Origin of the sequence: Sphingobacterium thermophilum (assembly GCF_039541675.1) — a bacterium.
In the GTDB taxonomy this organism is placed as follows: Bacteria; Bacteroidota; Bacteroidia; order Sphingobacteriales; family Sphingobacteriaceae; genus Sphingobacterium; species Sphingobacterium thermophilum.
This window is the reverse complement of sequence record NZ_BAABGR010000035.1, coordinates 37,450-56,138: the sequence shown is the minus strand read 5'-3', so window position 1 is coordinate 56,138 and position 18,689 is coordinate 37,450. Positions and strand designations below refer to the sequence as shown.

Here is an 18,689-nt window from a genome sequence, read left to right as displayed (position 1 = left end):
ATTACCATTCCATATGAACCAGCACTGGGAAGTGGTCGGACGGAAATTTGCCCATGTAGGTGTCCGTTAAGACGCCGTATTTCAATACGTTAAAAGGTTTTGAGATAAAAATGTGGTCAATTCTTTCTTTAGCTTTTAGAGACTTACCCCATCCGTTGAAGGTGGAGTTAGGTTCATATACTAGGGGAGCCAACTCATAGGTGTCCTGAATGTAAGGTGAGCTAGCAAACGTATTGTAGGCGTCGCTCTTCTCGTCGACGTTGAGGTCTCCAGTGATGATGAGAGGAAGGTCTTTGGCGAGTTCGTGCGCTTTTTGGAGCATCAGCTTAGCACTTTCTGTCCTTGCGACCTTTCCCACATGGTCGAAATGGGTATTCATCATGATGAAGCGCTTGCCGTTTTCCTTATCTTCGAAGATTGCCCAAGTGCAGATGCGTGGCAGTGCGGCATCCCATCCTTTGTTAGGCTTTTCCGTGTCGGTATCCGACAGCCAGAAGGTGTCGCTTTTGATAAGCGTAAAGCGGCTTTTCTTGTAAAGGATTGCCGAATGTTCGCCTTTATCTTTTCCGTCATCGCGACCTACACCTACTGCTCCATACTTGGGAAGCAGCTTCAGCATGTCTTCAAGTTGGTCTTTGAAAGCTTCCTGAATCCCCAACAGGTCGAAATCATGATAGCGGATGAGCTTACACAGATATTCTCTGCGGTCTTGCCATAGATTTCCTTCATCTATGGTGTTTCGCTGACGTATATTGTATGTGCCTACCTGCAAAGCTTGGGCTTGCAGGGCTGTGGCTAAGCTAAAGAAGCTTATAATGGTTAATAGCAGCTTTTTCATATTATTGAGCTAAAATTTTCTGAAGTAATTCCGGTTCGTCAGTGGTGATATAGTCCACTTTGTTGTCGATAAAGTAACGCATATCTTCTTCCTTGTTTACTGTCCAAACGTTGATTTTCATTTTTCTTTCTTTAGCATCTTGGAAGTAATGAGGGTTTTTCTTGAATACCGAATAGTTGAAATCCATTTCGCTGAAGCCGTCATTGTATAGGTCTATAGGAGACTTGTCACTTCCTAAGTATTGTACGCGTACTTTTTTGTCTAGCTTTTTCAGATGAAGGCAGGCATCATAGCTGAAGGAGATGAATACTGTCTTCTTGAGTCCTTTCATCTTTTTGACGAGGTTGTAGCATTTTTCGGCAGCTTCTATGGTACGTTCTTTCCCCAGACGGTTAGGTTTTATTTCAAAAATCATTTTAGTACGTTTCTGTTTTAATCCTACGCGAAGATATTCTTCTGCTGTAGGCAATGTTTCGCCGTTTGCCAATTTCTTTTGGCTTAAGGTAGCATAATCTGTTGTGGCGATATCTATTCCTTGATAATCTTGGTCATGATTTACGACAAGAACATCATCTTTGGTTAGTGATACGTCGAACTCCGAGCCCCACACCTTAAGGTCTATGGCGTGTTTTAGGGCGGCTATAGAGTTTTGAGGGGCGTTTGTATTTTTCCAGGCTCCACGGTGGGCAACGATTTTGGTTTGGGCCCAAGCCACTGCATTGATTGATAATAGTACTGTTAAGATTAGGATCTTTTTCATAATTGTTGATTATTTTTTGATGTAAATGATGTTAGCAACTTTTCTTTCTCCTTGATGGTCAAACTTCTTGTTGTCGGATGGATGGTTTACTATGCCTTTTCCTTCGATGTACATGGCAGTGCTTCCTCCTCCGTCTAGGTTCATGGCGTCAGTACATCCCAGCCATCTGAAGATGTTGGTGAATTCTGCCAGAGAGAAGCCTTGGGACATGCTGTTGCGACCGTCTACCGTGATTAGATATAATTTGTTGCCTGCCAAGCCAACCCCTGTTCTTGGGTGCCTATTTTTATTAAAGGCGTTGTCCGCAAGACTTACCGTCCTATTGTTTTCTAGGAGGAGAGGTCCTGCCAACATTACGTTGGGCAGTGCGGTAGCTGCTACAGAGTCCGAGGTGATAATGGTCTTCTTCCTATCAAAGGCGAAGAAGGCATTGGCATGAGTACCTTTTGATTTGGAATAGGTGATCACCTTACCTTTAACTTTTATATAGTTGACAGCTCCTCCGTTTTTCATATGGAAGAAACCTCCGTTTATGGCGGCGAGAGCTTTGGCATGCCGGGCTAGGGTAGAGGTATGTTCAAGCTGCTGGGGTAATGCTACAATGCCCAGCTTCTTGTTCCTCTTGGAAAGGTCTATTTCTAAAATGCTGATAAACTGCTTGCTATTGAAAAGAGAGTTAAAATGTCCGCTTCTCCATACTACCCCTTTGGCGATATGTTCATTTTGCCACGAGAAGTTGGTAAAAGTAGCCGAATCATTATTGCTGACAAGTTGTTGGCAATAAGTGGTTAAGGGCAGGATTAGGTATAAAAAAAAGGCAGTAATATTTTTCATAATTACTGCCTAATTTACATATCTTCTTATAAATATAGAATTGATTTAGGCTATTCCATTCCATTCATCATAAAATTGTTGCAGAAAGTCTTCCATGAATTTGTGTCTTTTTTCTGCAATACGTTTTGCTGTTTGCGTATTCATTTTGTCTTTCAACAGGAGCAACTTTTCGTAGAAGTGATTGATGGTAGGTACGGAAGAGTTTTTATATTCTTCTTTGGTGAGGTTTGTTCTAGGTTTGATGTCTGGATTATACATCTCACGGTTTTTATGTCCGCCGAAGTTGAAGGCTCTTGCTATGCCTATTGCGCCTATGGCGTCAAGTCTGTCAGCATCTTGCACGATTTCAAGCTCTTTGGAATGGAAGTTTACATCTCCGAGCGAAGCTTTGAAGGACATATTGAGGATAATCTGTTTTACGTGCTCGATGACCTCTTGGTTGACACCTATGGATTCTAGGAATTCGCCTGCTACTCGGGGGCCTATGGTTTCATCACCATTATGGAATTTGCTGTCGGCGATATCATGCAATAGGGCGGCTAGCTCACATACGAGTGGGTCAGCCTTTTCTGTCTGGAGTATAAGTTTGGTGTTGTTCCACACCCTTTGTATATGCCACCAATCGTGGCCTGCTTCAGCAAATTTAAGTCTGTCTTGAACGAATGCTATAGTTAAATCAATGACGTTTTGCATAGTGTTACTTTTCTTTTGTTCCTTCGTAAAGTTCGTATTGTAATAATCTGCAGTCTAATTTACCATTAAAAAATTCAATTCTCCTAGAAGCTTTTAAACCAATTTTTTTGGCAAGGTCCGGATTTCCAGTAAAAACGTATCCGCGGTAGCCTTTACAGCGCTGTTTCATGAAGTCTCCTATACGTTTGTAGGTAGCTTCCAGCTTAGTGTGTGTGCCTAGGCGTTCGCCATATTCCGGATTAAACATGATCACTCCTGGAGTTTCTGGAATGGATGTTTTTGCAAAATCACACACGGCAAATTGTATGAGGTGTTCTACGCCGGCGGCTTTGGCATTCAGGCGTGCTATTTCAACGGCCTGTTCGGAAATATCCGAAGCAATGATCGTCGGTATATTTGACTTGTTGGTCTTTTCTTTCAGTAGTCTTCTCTCTTGGAAGAACACCGATTCGTCGTAACCGTTGAAGTGCATGAACGAATAATTCATGCGTTGCAAGCCTGGCGTGCGGTTTTGCGCTATCAGTGCCGCCTCAATGGCTAAGGTGCCGGAGCCACACATAGGATTCACAAAAGGAGACTTTCTGTCCCACTGTGTGGCCATGATGGTAGAGGTCGCCAACGCTTCCAACATAGGGGCTTTGCCGGGATGCTTACGGTATCCATGTTTGGACAATGTCTCTCCTGAGGTGTCTAGGAAAATCTCCGCTCTATCTTCCACCCAGTGTAGGTGGATTACTGCTTTGGAAAGGTCTGCCCCTGAATTAGGACGTTTCCCTATCTTATCTTTTATTCTATCGACGATGGCGTCTTTTACTTTGACATTGGCGTACAGTGGAGTCGTTATGGTTTCATTGTTTACGAAGGATGTTACCGAAAAGTAACCATCAACTGGAATAAGATCTTCCCAGCTTATTTTTACCAAGGCGTTGTATAGCTCTTGGGCGTTTCTAGCCCGAAAAGCGCCAATTTCGTACAAAACCTGACCTGCTGTCCGCAGATTAAGGTTTAAGCGTATGCATTCGTTGACAGATGCAGTGGTTTCTATGCCTGTGCTGAAGGTCCTCTTTATTTCGAATCCTAGCGCGCAGATTTCTTCTTGGAGGTAAGGGGATAGACGCTTGTAGCAAGTTACTATCACTTTGCCGGGGGTGTTGAAAACTTCTTTCATATTTGTGCAAAGTTAATTAATCTTCCATGCAAAAAATGTGTAATTTTACAGTTTAATACGAATAATGATATGGAAATCAGAGGAAAAGTTCACGAAATAGGTGCTGTACAACAGGTTACTGAGACTTTCAAGAAAAGAGATTTAATTGTTGCTTACGCAGAAAACCCACAGTTTGTAGAGTATATCAGATTTGAAGCAACACAAGATAGAGTTAGCATTTTTGATAATTTGGCTGTAGGAGATGAGGTAGAAGTATCGTTCAATCTTCGTGGTCGTCCGTGGACTAATCCACAAGGAGTGACAACGTACTTCAATTCGTTGGTAGCATGGAGAGTAACCAAGTTGGCTAATACAGCAGCGTCGGCGCCTTCTTATGCAGACAACATTCCGGCACCGGTAGACATCAGCAATTCGGGTGCGGATGACGATGATTTACCATTCTAATTGCGACCTGAATTTTTGAAATAAAGAAGCTATCCCGCCTGGGGTAGCTTTTGTTTTTTTATCCGCTTACATATTTACCGTAAGGCAGTTTACGCAACAAGATGATAATCCCTATAGAGCTTAGCAGCGTAAGCAATGTCGCTAGAGGAATCACCCATAGTGTATTCATATGTTTTGATAGCATGGGATGTATGTAGTTCAATGGAAGAATATGTACTAGATAGATGCCGAAGCTGTATTTGTCTGTGAGCTGTACCCAGAGCGGTAAAGTTCTATCTTGGGATACGGTTTTTTGCAACAGCATGAAAAGGCATATTGCAGCTAAGGCTGTATTTGGAAAGACATAATTATACCAGTGTGGGTTAAACTGGCGCTCTTGCGAGCTCCACATATAGGTCATCACTGCCGTAAAAATTAAGATAGCTACATATCCTAACAGATACCACCAGAATTTTACTTTGAAATCTTTTATGCTGAGGTAATAGCCTAGGATGAGATAGCCAATATAGCCCGAAAAGAAAGATATGTCAATCTTAGGGGTATAGGGATAATAAAATTTGTTGGTGATGAACATGGCTACGGCCCACAATACAAGGAAAAGCTCTATCTCACGCAGGGACGCTTGGCGAACGATCTTCTTAACAAAGGGAATTGCCAGATACATTCCTATGATCATATACATAAACCAGAGATGTGCATTTGCTCCATGTAGTATTTTATCCTGAATGATGGCAATGATTTTTTGGCTCGATAGTGTTGAGAAATGCGTGTATCGATAGAAATAATAAATCATATAGATGACGGTCCAGAAGACGAAAGGCCAGCACAATTTGGGAAGCCTTTTCTTATAGAAAGAGAAGGTTTCTTCTTCTTTGGACAGGAGGAGTGCTCCGGAAATCATAACAAAGAGCGGAACGGAACACCGTGTGGCCGCATTAATCCAGTTAGCAAAATTCCAGTCAAACCCTTCCGCATGAAAGCGGTTGAGGAATCCCGTGCTGGCATGAATCAGTATGACAAATACGGTGGCTACGGCTCGCGTATAACTTATAGCGTTGTTTTGGGGTGTCATTATGTAAATTTATCGATTCTTGAATTATAAAAGTGAATATTTCTGTTAAAACCCTAGTAAACAGGTGGATTAATCGTTGTAAATGATTATCTTTAGAACTGTCAATAAAATATAACGTACATGGGATTTGCGACAAATAAGAGTAAACGCTGGGAGCTTAGTAAGCTGAAATGGACTTTTTTATCCGTTTTGCTTTTTGTGCCTCCAATACATCCTTTCGTCATGATGTCGCAAGCTTCCAAGAGCAAGGTTCGCTCTTGGTATTTCTTGGCTTGGCTGCTGTTATTTGTTCAGTGTGGAATCATTTATGGATTTTTCTATTTTGCGGGAGCCATGTCCTCGGGTTTACTGGCTATGGTCTGTGCCTATATTGCTTCTTATATTGTTGGTAATGGCTTACTGCTGAGGCAGTCTAAGCCCTATCTGCAGCGGCTGGAGATGGCGGAAATACGCCCCCTAACATGGATCAATAGCATAGCGGAACAACGTCGTCTAGCACTGTCCACCGTAGAAATAGAGACACCGCAAACCTTCGTCACGAAGTTGGTGTTTTACAAGAAAGTCATACACAATACCACCTTGAAGATGCATATAGACAAGATCTTGCGCCTATTTCAGCTTATCGAGCAAAGGGACATGCAGGAAGCCGAAAAGTTCTTGGTGCGTCATGGTACGGTAGTAAACATCTTGCGGGAATATCACGATCTGGAAAACACGAGTCTTAATAATGCAATTACCATAGAGTCGAAGAACAAGTTGGAATCTGTCTTGGTGCAGGCTTCCGCAGCAATAGAACAAGATATTACGACCTTAATTCAGTATAGACTTTTGGATGTTTCGGCTGAGACCGATGTCTATTTGCAAACATTGAAAAATAAAAAACTACTTAACCATTAATGATATGAGCATCATGGATTTGACTACTTACGACGACCCAAATGAAGAGAAAGGACAGGATGTGCAGGTAAACTTCACCGATGAAGAGAAGGCCTTAATCCAACAATATAAAGAAAAGATAAACTTACAATCTACTACAGACATCATACAATACGGAACGGCGAGTCAGGTGAAGGTAAGCAACTTTGCTAACGAGATATTAAAGCAGGTGCGTACCAAAGATATGGGAGGTGCGGAAGATATCCTGCTGAATCTGCGTTCCAACATAAAATCTTTTGATGAGAAGCTCAACAAGAAGCCTCTTATTCCTTTCTTCGACTCCATGAAGAAGAAAATACAGCGACTACGGACAGAATATGCTTCCGTGGAAAAAAATATCCATCAAATTGAACTTAAGCTGGAAGGACATTATAAGAATCTGCTTAAGGATGTTAACATCTTCGACAAGCTTTTTGAAGAAAACCAAAATTATTTCAAGGATCTTTCTTTGCATATAGCTGCTGGAGAAGAGAAACTAGCGGAAGCGCACAATGTCATTTTACCTCAATTGAAGAAAGAGGCCGAAGAGTCAGGAGACCAGCACAAGATTCAAGCCTATAAGGACATGGAGCAGCAGGTTGTACGTTTCGAACGTAAGATACATGATCTTAAGCTTACGCGCATGGTGGTGCTGCAGACAGCTCCGCAGATACGCATGATACAGAGCAACAGCTCCTCGTTGATGGAAAAGATTCAGTCCAGCATAGTAAATACCCTTCCGCTATGGAAAAACCAAATGGTGTTGACCCTAGGGATAGCACATGCGCAGCGTGCTCTTGAAGCACAGAAGGCCGTAACCGATGCGACCAATGAGCTGTTGCGCAGAAATTCTGAGATGCTGAAAGATTCTACGGTCAATGTAGCACGCGAGACGGAACGTGGTATCGTGGATATTGAAACCATTAAAAAGGCCAATAACGACATCATAGAGACTATAGAACAGGTGTTGCAGATTCAGCGCGAAGGACGCGAGAAACGAAAGGTCGTAGAGCAAGAACTCCTTCAGTCGGAGAATGAGCTTAAACAACATCTACTTAAATCCTCTGATGAGACAAGACTTATAGAATAAAAGCCGCTTTAAGCGGCTTTTATTCTATCAATGAAATGTTATATGTTTCTATCCTCTTATGCTTACCTAACTCACTGTTCACATACACTACCTTATTCAGCGAAATATAAAGCGGAACACCGTAAGAAGTATTGTACTGATAATTGTTAATCAAATATAGGTCCATATCTAATTTCTTAATCTCTTCTTCCGTCTCGGCAGTTACCTGATCGGAAGATAAACTTTGAAGTAGGTCGAGCATCTGTTTTCTGAAATCTCCGTTTATTTTTTTCTCCTCAATAAAAGATATAAAGCTGTTTTCACTATCGTATTCGTCGCAGTATATAATTCCGGAGAAGCTCATCGGAATATCGAAAATAGGAATGTTTATGTCTTCATCGAAGGCTGTGGTATCGGAAATCATAAAAGAGCTTCCGAGAGCATAATGTAAGGCCAAGATGTCCTGTGTGTAGGAAGAAATAAGGGATTCCGCTTCGATGGAGTTTATTACTTCTTCCATTTTATCGATATAATCTTTTTGTAGGTCGATTTGATTGATAAGTTCCAGTACAGTGCTTTTTTGCTGCTCGAATTTATGGGTAAGCTGCTCGGTATTAAGTACTGCCTTGAAGCAACCATATTCGTCGGTTTCGTAATCTATCTGGAGGTCTGTCAGCGCTGTCAGGCTTTTCTGTAATTTAATGGGTAGGTTCATCAACTCAGGCATCAGTGACTCTAACTTTCGTGAGTATGAAAAGATATAGCTGCTATCCGTGGAGTCTCGCACAGTGATGGTGAAGTCAAATGTTACTTCACTTTTAGAAGGCTGATTTGTGGTAGAAGAGTCCGTAACAGTTTTTACGACGGTGTATTTCAGCGTGTCACCTTTGGAAAGGTAAGTGATAAGGTTCACCCTAGTTGTAGAATCGACACCTAATTGTCCATAGCAGAAGTTGAACAACAGTGAAAAAAAGATAAGAAGGCTTTTATGCATTGATGATTGGTTAGTTTGGAATAAAGATGCTAAAAATTCTCAGCATTTGAATTTGCTTTTTACATTTCCCAGCGCTTTTTAGGGACGCAAGTGATGTCCTGAACTTTTCTTAGAGTAATAGGTGTAGATTCGTATTTATTTTGTAGTACTACGGTATCTTTGGAGAGGCTCACTACTTTAAAGCGCGGAAGATATTGGCCGTTTTTATAGCATCCTGATATTTTCTGTTTGCCGTTTTCTTTGGTGTAGATTCCTTCTACGATGATGCTGTCGCCACGCTGTACGTAGACGGCTTTGGCGTACTCTTTCCAGTTGCCGTTGTTGTAGCAGGAATCGGGAATGGTTTTCTTCTTGGCATGGACGTCCATCGTGACATAGAGGGAATCACAACGGAAGGTGAAAGTATGTAAGGTGTAGGAGAGTAGTGCCTTTTGATTCGCTACGGAATCCTGCACCCAGACACCTTGCAGTTCTTTTACCCCTTCAGACTGCATGTCGGAATTGTGTTGGCACCCTACCACAGCAAATAAAAACATACCTATCAGAAGAGATAGGTATGTTTTATGAAAATGATATATGTTTGAAAAGTTGTGTTTCATTACTTCAAATTTCCAACCATATCTTCCGGTTTTACCCATTCGTCGAACTGCTCAGCAGTAACATATCCTAATGCTATAGCAGTTTCTCTCAATGTAGAGTTGTTTTTGTGTGCTGTCTGAGCAATTTCAGCAGCTTTGTAATAGCCGATTTTGGTATTTAGGGCTGTTACCAGCATCAATGAGTTGTCAAGCAATTCTTTGATACGAGGATAGTTCGGTTGGATGCCTGAAGCACAGTGTTCTTCAAACGACACACATGCATCACCTAGAAGACGGGCCGATTGTAAGAAATTGGCGGCCATCAATGGCTTGAATACGTTCAGCTCGTAATGACCTTGCGTACCGCCGATAGTGATAGCGACGTCGTTACCCATCACCTGAGCAGCGACCATAGTCAATGCTTCACATTGTGTAGGGTTAACTTTTCCCGGCATGATGGAAGAACCCGGCTCGTTTTCAGGAATCAAAATTTCGCCGATACCTGAGCGAGGGCCTGATGCCAACATACGGATGTCGTTAGCGATCTTGTTCAATGATACGGCAAGTTGTTTTAAGGCGCCGTGTGTCTCAACGATAGCGTCGTGAGCAGCTAAAGCCTCGAATTTATTAGGTGCTGTCACAAAAGGATATCCTGTAAATTCGGCGATGTATTTAGCTACCAACACGTCATAGCCTTTAGGAGTGTTAAGTCCTGTACCTACGGCAGTACCTCCCAGAGCCAGTTCCGAAAGATGTGACAACGTGTTCTTTACGGCTTTGATGCCGTAGTTCAGCTGTGCTACATAGCCTGAAAGCTCCTGACCCAAAGTCAAAGGAGTAGCGTCCATAAGGTGTGTACGGCCGATTTTTACAACGTGCATGAACTCCTCCGACTTGCGTTGTAGGGTGTCACGCAACTTTTCTACTCCTGGCAAGGTTTTTTCCACTACAGCTTTATAGGCAGCAATGTGCATACTTGTAGGGAAAGTGTCGTTAGAAGATTGTGATTTGTTGACGTCGTCATTAGGTTTCAAGATAGGTTCATCCACTCCGATTTTACGGCCGGCCAACACTTGAGCGCGGTTAGCGATAACCTCGTTAACGTTCATGTTGGACTGTGTTCCTGAACCTGTTTGCCAGATTACCAATGGAAATTGGTCATCCAACTTACCCGCTAATATTTCGTCGCAGACAGCAGCGATGGCGTCGCGCTTTTCTACAGGCAATACGCCTAAGTCGCAGTTGGCATATGCTGCTGCTTTCTTAAGGTACGCGAAAGCTTCGATGATTTCTTTCGGCATGGATGCCGCAGGACCAATTTTAAAGTTATTACGTGAACGTTCGGTTTGTGCTCCCCAGTATTTGTCTGCAGGCACCTGAACTTCACCCATAGTATCTTTTTCTATTCTGAATGACATGTTAGTAAAGTTTTATTTCTTTTATGTGACAAAGTTACTGAATTCTATATGGAATAGGGAATTCAAGTGTATCAAAAATATGTTGTTTGTTTGTCAATTTACATTCCGAGGCGACGTTGGAGGTACTGTTCCACGTGATGAAATAGCTGTATGGGCTTCAGCGTACGCCATGGAATTTCGTTGAGATATCCGCCGAAATTGATATAATAATCTATGTTTTGGCTTTGGAACTCTTCCACGACGTGGTCACGGAAGTGAAGCGCAGCAATCCAGCCGTCTTCGATGTCGTGAAACCATTCTTCGTAATAGGAATCATCCGAACTATGGAAGTTGAGCACGTTTTCACCGATAATGATGAATTTGGTAATTCCTTCTTGGATCATCAGGTCAATCACTTCACGTTTGAGGACCATAATGTCATTGTAGAGGGCATCGTTCCACTCGCCGATAAATTCGATGATGGCGTAATGCTTGTCGTAATCTGCGAACAGAACCTTCAGATATAGCGTCTGTGAGCCGAAGTCATCCCATTGGGGATGCAACAAGTAGTTGTATACCTGCTTATCGAATTCAAACTCGTTATATATAGTGCCATAGAAGGGCGACTTTTTGTCCTCCGCTGCAATATAGTCATGTCTCCAGTTGTAGAAAGGTTCTATCTCGTGCATGGTTGTCAATTAATTTTCAAATATGACCAATTATTTATTGATAATAAAGAATTTGGAATACAATTTGTTTCGACAAATATTGAAATATCTGTAAAAGAATTTGAATTAACTCTTATTTTTGCTTTCGCAATTACTTTCCATGCAGAAGGGTACTGGTAGAAATATTTTTGTGGCAGCAACCTATGCCGCTACATTGATGCTTGGACTTATTCTTGGCCAGAATTATGTGGACCAACAGAATAACAACCCAGGGGTTTCTTTAGTGCCTATAGGACTGTCTGATAACTCGTACAAAATTCAGCAGGTCTTGGACTTACTGTCCAACTCGTATGTGGACAGCCTAGACTTGGACTCTCTTCAAAATGGAGCGATAAACCATATTATTTCCCATTTGGATCCTTATTCGAGCTATCTGCTGCCGAATGAGACCAAAAATCAAAATGAGGTGCTGGAAGGTACTTTCGAAGGTATTGGTCTTGATTTTTTCAATCTCAACGATACGTTGATGGTCGTGGGCCTTGTCCGCAACGGCCCAGCGGAAAAGGCTGGATTGCGTGTAGGTGATCGCATCACCAAGATTGACACCACACAGATTGCCGGAAGAAATATAGGACAGAAGGTCGTGGATCGTCTGATGCGTGGTACTAAAGGTTCTGTCGTTAACCTTTATGTGTATAGAGATAGCCTGCACATGAACCAGCTTTTCAAAGTACGTAGGGATCAGATCAACGTAAGTTCTATCGATGTGTCCTACTTGCTGGAACCTCGTACAGGGTATGTTAAGCTACGTCGTTTCGGACTCAAGACGGCGGAAGAGTTTAGGACAGCTTTGTTGGAACTTAAAAAGCAGGGTGCTAATCAGCTGATCTTGGATCTTCGGGACAATGGGGGAGGCTATTTCCATATCGCTATCAAGGTTGCCAGCGAGTTTTTTGCCGATAAAAGATTGCTGGTATATACCAAGGGGGCGCATGAGCCACGTAGGGAATACTTTTCCGATGGCAAGGGTGTCTTTGCTGATGGCAAGCTTGTGGTGCTAATCAACGAGTCGTCGGCATCGGCTTCCGAGATTGTTGCCGGCGCTCTGCAAGATTGGGATAGAGCTACCATCGTGGGGCGCAGGTCCTACGGCAAAGGTATAGTGCAGGAACAGTTCGACTTTTTAGACGGTTCTCGTATCAACTTGAGTATCGCCCGCTACTATACGCCATTAGGCCGTTCTATACAGCGAAAATATACAGCCAACTGGTCTAACATGATGAACTATGTTACCATGTACAGAGGGTTGTGGACTTTGGATACCACCTATACGGGGGCTGAGATTTTCAAGACTTTGGCTGGCAAGCAGCTGTTGAGTGGTGGTGGCATCAATCCCGATGTCCGTGTAGAGGTAGACTCTAATGCGGTGAGCTTGCTGTATCAGGATATTTTGAAATCCAGCTTGGTAGAGCAGTTTGTTTACGAGCGTTTCACCAAAAGGTCGCCGGCCTATTCTATAGAGAATTTTCTTCAGGGATATAGGTTACCGCAGCAGGAGTACGACAAGTTTATCGCTTATCTCAACGAGCGAGGGCTGATGGTCTCCGAGCGTAAGAAAAAGGACTTATTGAAGCTGATACAATCTGATATTGAAGCTATTGTAGCCCGCTATTACTTTGGTAGGGAGGCCTATTTCAAGGTGAAAAACCGATATGACGACTTTATCGATAAGTCTTTAGAGATACTTCAGGTGAAAAGACCTTCTTAATGCAAGGATAGGTCCGCCCAGATAGGGTAGTGGTCAGACAGTTTCTCCTTGATGATTCCGTAATCGTTTACTTTCAGTTTCTTGTCGGCAAGGATATAGTCGATTTGAAAGATGGGAAGGACTCCAAAATGTGTCACTCCCCAGCCGAAACCTTTTTCCGCAAAGGCGTTTAACATGTTTTTACTCACCAGATTGACACTATATGACATAGGGGTATCGTTGAAATCTCCCATGATGATGTAGCGGTGAGGGCAATTATTTTGGATATGATTTAGGAGTGTCTTGGCCTGTTCGCTGCGGCTGGTAAAGGCCCTTTTGAGCTTACGGCCGAGACGGATGGTCTGTTTCTCGTCTTTCATCTGCTCAGAAGGAGACTTTTGGATGAAGTCTTTATCTTCATCCTGTAGTGCAAAAGACCGCATGTGTACGTTATAGACTCTTATGGTGTCTCCGGCTCTTTTTATATCGGCAAAGATGATGCGGTTTAAGCCGAAGCTGTTTTGCGTGATCGTTCCCTTGTTGATAATGGGATATCGGGAGAATATAGCTTGACCATATCCTTCATAGTCATTTTGTTGGAAGGGTTCAAAGTAATAATCTTCGAAATCACCTTTCTCTTTAAGTTTTTTTGTGAACTGTTTGGTGCCTCGCAGACGGCTATAAAACTCCTGAAAACATACAATATCTGGGTTCAAGGTATTGATGAATTCTATGGTTTCGGCACGGAAATTATCCTTGCTGTCATCATATCGTTGGAAAAGGTGTACATTGTAGCTCATCACCCTTAAAACAGAATCGGCTTTCACCAAGATTTTTTCATTGTCATTTCTGAAATTTATATGTTTGATGAGAAGCGGCCAGCCTAATAGGATGGCGGTGATACTCACAAGAGCAAAGCGTTTGCGGCGGAGCAGCCAGTAGACGATAAATCCACCGTTGATGAGCAGGATAGGTAGATATCCCAAACCGAAAAAGGCCAAAGGCCAGAAACTTTTAGGGTCGATGAAGGAGGCACCATAACTCAACAGCAGTGCCAGCACAGCAAAAATATTTGCGGTGAACACGGTTTTGCTGAAGTAGCCGAGCTTTTTCTTACGTAAATACGAGCTGTCTGCCATTAATTTTGCTTTTTACTTGCCCTAAAGAGTATAGCCTTTTCTTGCGAAGTTAGGCTTTCATAGCCATACAGCGAAATTTTGTCCAATATTTGATCGATTTGTTCCTGATCAGGAAATTCGTCTTTTTTCTTTTTATTGTTGGTATAAACGGGTGTCCGATATTTTATATAAATGAAATCTTCGTCCTGTACAGCGGTATTTTTATGCATTTGTTTTCGGCGGGCAAAAAGTTTGCTCCAGTCACGGCCATTTTCCAACTGATAGGTAAATAGAATTCCCAAGAGGATGACGACTATATGTGTTGCCAAGGCGGTAAGGTCCATAAAAAAGTAATAGGTAGCTTCTAATGCCAGATACGCTATGGCCACAATCTTAAATCGAACATTGCCTATTAGAAATAACCGTATCGTGGTGTTGGGAATCAATATAGCCAAGGTGCTTATCAATGCCGCAATCCCGAAGGCAGAGCTGCTCCACATGGTGTTTTGCTGGGTCAAATTGGTGCTTCCGATAGCCACATACAGAATAGCTCCCAATAGCCATCCTCCGAAAAATACCGTGTTGAATTGCCTTTTGTTAAGAAGGTTTAAGAATAGGTTGCCCACCCAGTAGAGCCATAGGCAGTCGAAAAGTAGAGCCCAAAGACTTTCATATACCAATATATGAGTTATTAAAGACCAAGGCTGGGAAATGAAATCACCGAAATTGTTAGGCAGGCTTAATTTTTCTATTATAAAACTATAGATATTAAGCGATGTAATATCGGAAAATGTCAACAGGTCGAAGATGCAGAGCAATACAAATCCTACCGCTTGGATGGTAATAAAATAGGGAATTACAGAATGGTTGAGAACAAAGGTGTCTCTCACGAAAGATTTAAAAACATTTTCCTTCATAATTCCCTCCTTATTTTGATTAATTATTAGTAATAACCTTTTCTAAAGCCCCATATTTTTATCATCAGATAGCCGAAGAGGGCGCCGCCCACATGAGCCAAGTGCGCTATCGATGAACCGGAATAATTGAATCCTAAGTAGATTTCTATAAGGATATATGCGGTGACAAAATATTTTGCTTTGATAGGGATAGGGATGAACATCAGAAAAAGCGGCATGTTTGGATAAAAATAGGCGAAGGCCAATAGCAATCCGAAAATTGCACCGGAGGCTCCAACGATGCTGGTGGCGTAGATAGAAGCTACAGTATCGAAATCCGACTGGCTAAGTGACAGATTAGTGCTTATAGTTCCAGCAAAATAGTCAAATGTGAGAAACTGCGAGGCCCGCAATGTTCCGGTGATGCTGTAGACCTCGTAGGCTTGCACGCCATATTGGAGTACCAAAGCTCCCAATGCCGTGATGACGTAATATTGCAGGAAACGCTTGGATCCGAACATACTTTCGATAATAGGACCGAACATCACCAGAGCAAACATGTTGAAAAAAAGATGAGAAAAGTTGGCATGCATAAACATGTACGTAAAGGGTTGCCATACTTCAAAAAATGGAGAATCCGGATAGAAAACCCCTAATAAGCGTGATGCCTGTGGCGAGATAATGCTCCCCACAAAACAAATGATATTTAGAATAAGAAGGTTTTTTGCTACAGGGGTTAAATTTCCTAATATGTTGTTCATCGGTTTTTCAAAATCTAAATTTTATCAAATTTTTCCATCAAATCTGAGAGTGTCAGTGTGATTACCGTCGGCTTTCCGTGAATTGACACGTTAGGGCTTTCACAGGCGAACAGTCTGTCAATAAGTTCGGCGATAGCATCATTATCCAGGGGGGTGCCTGCCTTGATTGCAGCACTTTTTGCTAAGGACCTTGCTATGTTGTCCCTTTTGTCCACTTTCAGCTCTGCTCGGCTCTGTTTATAATCTTCCAGTAGCTGCTCGATAATCTGCTTTTCGTTAATGTTATTCCCCAAATCTGCTGGAATACCATCTACAATATAAGTAGTTTTTCCGAAAGGTCGGAGCTGAAATCCTAACGATTGTAATTCGGGAAGGATTTCGTTCATCAGCTCGAAGTCTGCCACCGAAAGGTCTATTGTCGTAGGAAAGAGGCTCTGTTGGCTGCTTCCCTGATTGTTGACCAGCTGTTCTTTATACTGCTCGAAGAGAATTCTTTCGTGTGCTGCCTGCTGATCAATAATCATCATTCCAGAATGTATCTGCGTGATGATATAACGGTTATGGATCTGGAAGAAATTCTTTTTTATTTCTACCGAAGGTTCTGCTGATGTCTCATCCTCAGTAGAGAGATCATCGCCAAGCAGGGGCAGCTGTATCTGGTCTGCTTGTTCAGTGATTTTGTATAGCGATTCCCAGTTTTGTGGGACAGCTTCTCTTTCAAATTTGGAACTGTAGTCGTACGAGCGAGAGGTGTATTTAGACTTCAGTGCACCAACCTCATTTTCGAACGGATTGAAATTCGGATTGAAGTTGATGGTTGGAACTTGAATCTCTTCCAGCGGTTTTGTTGTTATAAACTGGCTGAAACTGGTATCTTGATCGAAATCTAATGAGGGTGTAATGTTATAGCGTCCCAGCGAACGTTTGACGGCAGAACGTATGATAGCATATATAGCCTTATCGTCCTCGTATTTAATTTCTGTCTTGGTAGGATGGACATTGATATCAATCCTTGCAGGATCAATGTCGATGAATAAGATATATAGCGGATAAGTTTCCGGCGGCAATATCTCTTCGTAGGCATCCATGACCGCATGGTTAAGATACGGATCTTTGATAAACCTGTCGTTGACAAAGAAAAACTGTTCTCCTCTAGTTTTCTTGGCATATTCCGGCTTACCGATAAATCCTTTGAGTTTGATGATGCTCGTATCTTCTTCCACAGGAACCAGTTTTTGGTTGTAGTTATTTCCAAAAATGTGGACGATACGTTGTTTCAGTGTTCCCGGAGTAAGGTGAAAGAGCTCGTTGTTGTCGCTATGTAAGCTGAAAAAGATGTCGGGGTGTGCCAATGCTACCCGTTGGAACTCGTCGATGATGTGGCGTAGTTCCACGGAGTTGCTTTTCAGGAAATTGCGTCGTGCAGGGATGTTGTAAAAAAGGTTTTTTACTGCCACACTTGTTCCGGCTGGCACGGCTTCCGGAAATTGGTTGACGATTTTTGAGCCTTCGATCTGTACGACGGTGCCCAGTTCGTCTTCGACACGTCGTGTTTTTAGCTCTACCTGTGCTACGGCGGCGATGGAGGCCATCGCCTCACCACGGAAACCCATCGTTCTTATGGCGAAAAGGTCCTCGGCCTTGCGGATTTTACTGGTGGCGTGACGCTCAAAGCAAAGTCTGGCGTCTGTCACACTCATTCCACAGCCGTTGTCTATTACCTGCAATAATGTTTTTCCCGCATCTTTGACGATGACTTTTATACGATCCGCACCCGCGTCAATAGCGTTTTCTATCAGTTCTTTGACAGCTGAAGCTGGCCGTTGAACCACTTCTCCCGCTGCTATCTGATTAGCAACCGCTTCAGGAAGTAATTGAATGATATCCGACATACAAACACAAAGTTACAAAAAATTAAAGGCTCTGCCTTTATTGGTGGCCATATTAAAATAATAAAAGAAGGCAACATTCCGTTGCCTTCTTTTGTTACGGATGTCCTAAAAAACTATAAAGTGATTTGACGTCTGATACTTTCTTCCAAGGAGATGATAGTCTCTGTGCGCTGAATGCCTTTAAGGCTTTGTATATCTTCATTTAGCACCTTTCTAAGGTGTGCTGTGTCACGGCATATGATTTTAGCAAACATACTGTATTGTCCTGTGCAGTAATGTAGCTCTACGATTTCTTTCACGTTTTTAAGTTGCTCTACAGCATCGGCATATTGAGAGCCTTTTTCTAGGTAAATACCTAAAAACGCTGTAATGTCAAATCCGATTTTCTGCGGGTTGATGATAAGGTTCGAGCCGTGGATGATGCCCATCTCTTCCATTTTTTTCATACGGACATGGATGGTTCCTCCAGAAACGATTAATTTTTTTGCGATTTCTGTGTATGGAATTGACGCATCTTGCATCAATATAGATAGAATCTGAATATCAAGATTGTCTAAATCGTAGTTAGAATAATTTTTTTCCATAGAATTCAAATTTTACAGCTGGCTATTGATATGGACAACAGCTGATTAATATGTCAAATAAAACCTTAAGTCTTTTTTGTTTAGATTTATAATTGATTTGTAGCGTCCCGTCGAATCTTTCTCTTCTATCATCATCCCTCAAACTGTAACATCTTCTGATTCTTTTACAAAATTAGTAACAAATTTTGATATTTTATTCGCCAATTTTGATTAAAAACAAACAAAAATTGTCATATTTATATATAGTGACCATATAATAGA

General features: G+C 42.1%; 19 protein-coding genes. 4 read left to right on the top strand and 15 right to left on the bottom strand.

Features of this window, described 5'->3' with window-relative positions; translation table 11 throughout:
- Position 1: 1 nt before the first annotated feature.
- Genes ABD873_RS10930 through ABD873_RS10910 form a run of 5 tightly spaced genes read right to left on the bottom strand, consistent with a single transcriptional unit; the run spans position 2 to position 4,293 of the window.
- Positions 2 to 838, bottom strand: coding sequence for an endonuclease/exonuclease/phosphatase family protein (locus ABD873_RS10930; RefSeq protein WP_345068270.1), 837 nt, complete (start codon positions 836 to 838; stop codon positions 2 to 4).
- A gap of 1 nt (position 839) precedes the next feature.
- The gene (locus tag ABD873_RS10925; RefSeq protein ID WP_345068268.1) at positions 840 to 1,598 is read right to left on the bottom strand and encodes a glycerophosphodiester phosphodiesterase family protein; all 759 of its coding nucleotides are present in this window, start codon (positions 1,596 to 1,598) and stop codon (positions 840 to 842) included.
- A gap of 9 nt (positions 1,599 to 1,607) precedes the next feature.
- Entirely contained in the window at positions 1,608 to 2,432 is an 825-nt protein-coding gene (locus ABD873_RS10920) for a phosphodiester glycosidase family protein (protein WP_345068266.1), read from the bottom strand.
- A 45-nt stretch (positions 2,433 to 2,477) separates the two neighbouring features.
- On the bottom strand, positions 2,478 to 3,125 hold the full coding sequence (locus ABD873_RS10915; RefSeq protein ID WP_039052705.1) for an HD domain-containing protein: 648 nt from the start codon (positions 3,123 to 3,125) through the stop codon (positions 2,478 to 2,480).
- A gap of 4 nt (positions 3,126 to 3,129) precedes the next feature.
- Positions 3,130 to 4,293, bottom strand: a complete 1,164-nt coding sequence (locus tag ABD873_RS10910; RefSeq protein WP_345068263.1) for a THUMP domain-containing class I SAM-dependent RNA methyltransferase — start codon at positions 4,291 to 4,293, stop codon at positions 3,130 to 3,132.
- Between the two features lie 69 nt (positions 4,294 to 4,362).
- Here ABD873_RS10910 and ABD873_RS10905 point away from each other — a divergent pair, with 69 nt between their 5' ends.
- Positions 4,363 to 4,737 (top strand): DUF3127 domain-containing protein, encoded by a 375-nt coding sequence (locus tag ABD873_RS10905; RefSeq protein WP_039052704.1) that lies wholly within the window; start codon positions 4,363 to 4,365, stop codon positions 4,735 to 4,737.
- A gap of 58 nt (positions 4,738 to 4,795) precedes the next feature.
- Here ABD873_RS10905 and ABD873_RS10900 read toward each other — a convergent pair whose 3' ends face one another.
- Positions 4,796 to 5,809: an acyltransferase gene (locus ABD873_RS10900; RefSeq protein WP_345068260.1), complete on the bottom strand. Its 1,014-nt coding sequence runs from the start codon at positions 5,807 to 5,809 to the stop codon at positions 4,796 to 4,798.
- 120 nt (positions 5,810 to 5,929) lie between these two features.
- Between ABD873_RS10900 and ABD873_RS10895 the strand changes: the two genes are divergently transcribed.
- Together ABD873_RS10895 and ABD873_RS10890 are read left to right on the top strand one after the other, a co-directional pair.
- Positions 5,930 to 6,706 (top strand): hypothetical protein, encoded by a 777-nt coding sequence (locus ABD873_RS10895; protein WP_039052703.1) that lies wholly within the window; start codon positions 5,930 to 5,932, stop codon positions 6,704 to 6,706.
- A gap of 4 nt (positions 6,707 to 6,710) precedes the next feature.
- Positions 6,711 to 7,814: a toxic anion resistance protein gene (locus ABD873_RS10890; RefSeq protein ID WP_345068258.1), complete on the top strand. Its 1,104-nt coding sequence runs from the start codon at positions 6,711 to 6,713 to the stop codon at positions 7,812 to 7,814.
- A gap of 19 nt (positions 7,815 to 7,833) precedes the next feature.
- Here the strand turns inward: ABD873_RS10890 and ABD873_RS10885 are convergent, their stop codons facing one another.
- From ABD873_RS10885 to ABD873_RS10870, 4 genes are all read right to left on the bottom strand, one after another.
- Complete coding sequence (locus ABD873_RS10885) at positions 7,834 to 8,787, bottom strand: hypothetical protein (RefSeq protein WP_345068256.1); 954 nt, start codon at positions 8,785 to 8,787, stop codon at positions 7,834 to 7,836.
- Positions 8,788 to 8,846: 59 nt separating this feature from the next.
- Positions 8,847 to 9,386: a fumarate hydratase gene (locus tag ABD873_RS10880; RefSeq protein WP_345068254.1), complete on the bottom strand. Its 540-nt coding sequence runs from the start codon at positions 9,384 to 9,386 to the stop codon at positions 8,847 to 8,849.
- Positions 9,386 to 10,783, bottom strand: a complete 1,398-nt coding sequence (gene fumC, locus ABD873_RS10875; RefSeq protein WP_039052701.1) for a class II fumarate hydratase — start codon at positions 10,781 to 10,783, stop codon at positions 9,386 to 9,388. The genes ABD873_RS10880 and fumC overlap by 1 nt, the downstream gene beginning before the upstream one ends.
- Before the next feature lie 98 nt (positions 10,784 to 10,881).
- On the bottom strand, positions 10,882 to 11,451 hold the full coding sequence (locus ABD873_RS10870; protein ID WP_345068251.1) for a hypothetical protein: 570 nt from the start codon (positions 11,449 to 11,451) through the stop codon (positions 10,882 to 10,884).
- 139 nt (positions 11,452 to 11,590) lie between these two features.
- On the opposite strand from ABD873_RS10870, the gene ABD873_RS10865 reads away from it, so the two are divergent.
- Positions 11,591 to 13,198, top strand: a complete 1,608-nt coding sequence (locus tag ABD873_RS10865; protein ID WP_345068249.1) for a S41 family peptidase — start codon at positions 11,591 to 11,593, stop codon at positions 13,196 to 13,198.
- Here the strand turns inward: ABD873_RS10865 and ABD873_RS10860 are convergent.
- The 5 genes from ABD873_RS10860 to ABD873_RS10840 form a co-directional block, all read right to left on the bottom strand.
- On the bottom strand, positions 13,195 to 14,316 hold the full coding sequence (locus ABD873_RS10860; protein WP_039052699.1) for an endonuclease/exonuclease/phosphatase family protein: 1,122 nt from the start codon (positions 14,314 to 14,316) through the stop codon (positions 13,195 to 13,197). The two genes, ABD873_RS10865 and ABD873_RS10860, sit on opposite strands and share 4 nt — an antisense overlap.
- Positions 14,316 to 15,212 (bottom strand): rhomboid family intramembrane serine protease, encoded by an 897-nt coding sequence (locus tag ABD873_RS10855; protein ID WP_345068246.1) that lies wholly within the window; start codon positions 15,210 to 15,212, stop codon positions 14,316 to 14,318. The genes ABD873_RS10860 and ABD873_RS10855 overlap by 1 nt, the downstream gene beginning before the upstream one ends.
- 26 nt (positions 15,213 to 15,238) lie before the next feature.
- The gene (locus ABD873_RS10850; RefSeq protein WP_345068244.1) at positions 15,239 to 15,952 is read right to left on the bottom strand and encodes a rhomboid family intramembrane serine protease; all 714 of its coding nucleotides are present in this window, start codon (positions 15,950 to 15,952) and stop codon (positions 15,239 to 15,241) included.
- Positions 15,953 to 15,966: 14 nt separating this feature from the next.
- A complete protein-coding gene (mutL, locus tag ABD873_RS10845) occupies positions 15,967 to 17,844 on the bottom strand; it encodes a DNA mismatch repair endonuclease MutL (protein ID WP_345068242.1) in 1,878 nt (625 codons plus the stop codon).
- A 113-nt stretch (positions 17,845 to 17,957) separates the two neighbouring features.
- Positions 17,958 to 18,428 carry an Lrp/AsnC ligand binding domain-containing protein gene (locus ABD873_RS10840; RefSeq protein ID WP_345068240.1) on the bottom strand — a complete coding sequence of 157 codons (471 nt, stop codon included), beginning with the start codon at positions 18,426 to 18,428 and terminating at the stop codon, positions 17,958 to 17,960.
- Positions 18,429 to 18,689 lie beyond the last annotated feature (261 nt).

Coding starts and splice junctions, on each gene's coding strand:
- ABD873_RS10930 (WP_345068270.1), bottom strand. CDS start 838: ATGAAAAAGCTGCTATTAACCATTATAAGCTTCTTTAGCTTAGCCACA.
- ABD873_RS10925 (WP_345068268.1), bottom strand. CDS start 1,598: ATGAAAAAGATCCTAATCTTAACAGTACTATTATCAATCAATGCAGTG.
- ABD873_RS10920 (WP_345068266.1), bottom strand. CDS start 2,432: ATGAAAAATATTACTGCCTTTTTTTTATACCTAATCCTGCCCTTAACC.
- ABD873_RS10915 (WP_039052705.1), bottom strand. CDS start 3,125: ATGCAAAACGTCATTGATTTAACTATAGCATTCGTTCAAGACAGACTT.
- ABD873_RS10910 (WP_345068263.1), bottom strand. CDS start 4,293: ATGAAAGAAGTTTTCAACACCCCCGGCAAAGTGATAGTAACTTGCTAC.
- ABD873_RS10905 (WP_039052704.1), top strand. CDS start 4,363: ATGGAAATCAGAGGAAAAGTTCACGAAATAGGTGCTGTACAACAGGTT.
- ABD873_RS10900 (WP_345068260.1), bottom strand. CDS start 5,809: ATGACACCCCAAAACAACGCTATAAGTTATACGCGAGCCGTAGCCACC.
- ABD873_RS10895 (WP_039052703.1), top strand. CDS start 5,930: ATGGGATTTGCGACAAATAAGAGTAAACGCTGGGAGCTTAGTAAGCTG.
- ABD873_RS10890 (WP_345068258.1), top strand. CDS start 6,711: ATGAGCATCATGGATTTGACTACTTACGACGACCCAAATGAAGAGAAA.
- ABD873_RS10885 (WP_345068256.1), bottom strand. CDS start 8,787: ATGCATAAAAGCCTTCTTATCTTTTTTTCACTGTTGTTCAACTTCTGC.
- ABD873_RS10880 (WP_345068254.1), bottom strand. CDS start 9,386: ATGAAACACAACTTTTCAAACATATATCATTTTCATAAAACATACCTA.
- fumC (WP_039052701.1), bottom strand. CDS start 10,783: ATGTCATTCAGAATAGAAAAAGATACTATGGGTGAAGTTCAGGTGCCT.
- ABD873_RS10870 (WP_345068251.1), bottom strand. CDS start 11,451: ATGCACGAGATAGAACCTTTCTACAACTGGAGACATGACTATATTGCA.
- ABD873_RS10865 (WP_345068249.1), top strand. CDS start 11,591: ATGCAGAAGGGTACTGGTAGAAATATTTTTGTGGCAGCAACCTATGCC.
- ABD873_RS10860 (WP_039052699.1), bottom strand. CDS start 14,316: ATGGCAGACAGCTCGTATTTACGTAAGAAAAAGCTCGGCTACTTCAGC.
- ABD873_RS10855 (WP_345068246.1), bottom strand. CDS start 15,212: ATGAAGGAAAATGTTTTTAAATCTTTCGTGAGAGACACCTTTGTTCTC.
- ABD873_RS10850 (WP_345068244.1), bottom strand. CDS start 15,952: ATGAACAACATATTAGGAAATTTAACCCCTGTAGCAAAAAACCTTCTT.
- mutL (WP_345068242.1), bottom strand. CDS start 17,844: ATGTCGGATATCATTCAATTACTTCCTGAAGCGGTTGCTAATCAGATA.
- ABD873_RS10840 (WP_345068240.1), bottom strand. CDS start 18,428: ATGGAAAAAAATTATTCTAACTACGATTTAGACAATCTTGATATTCAG.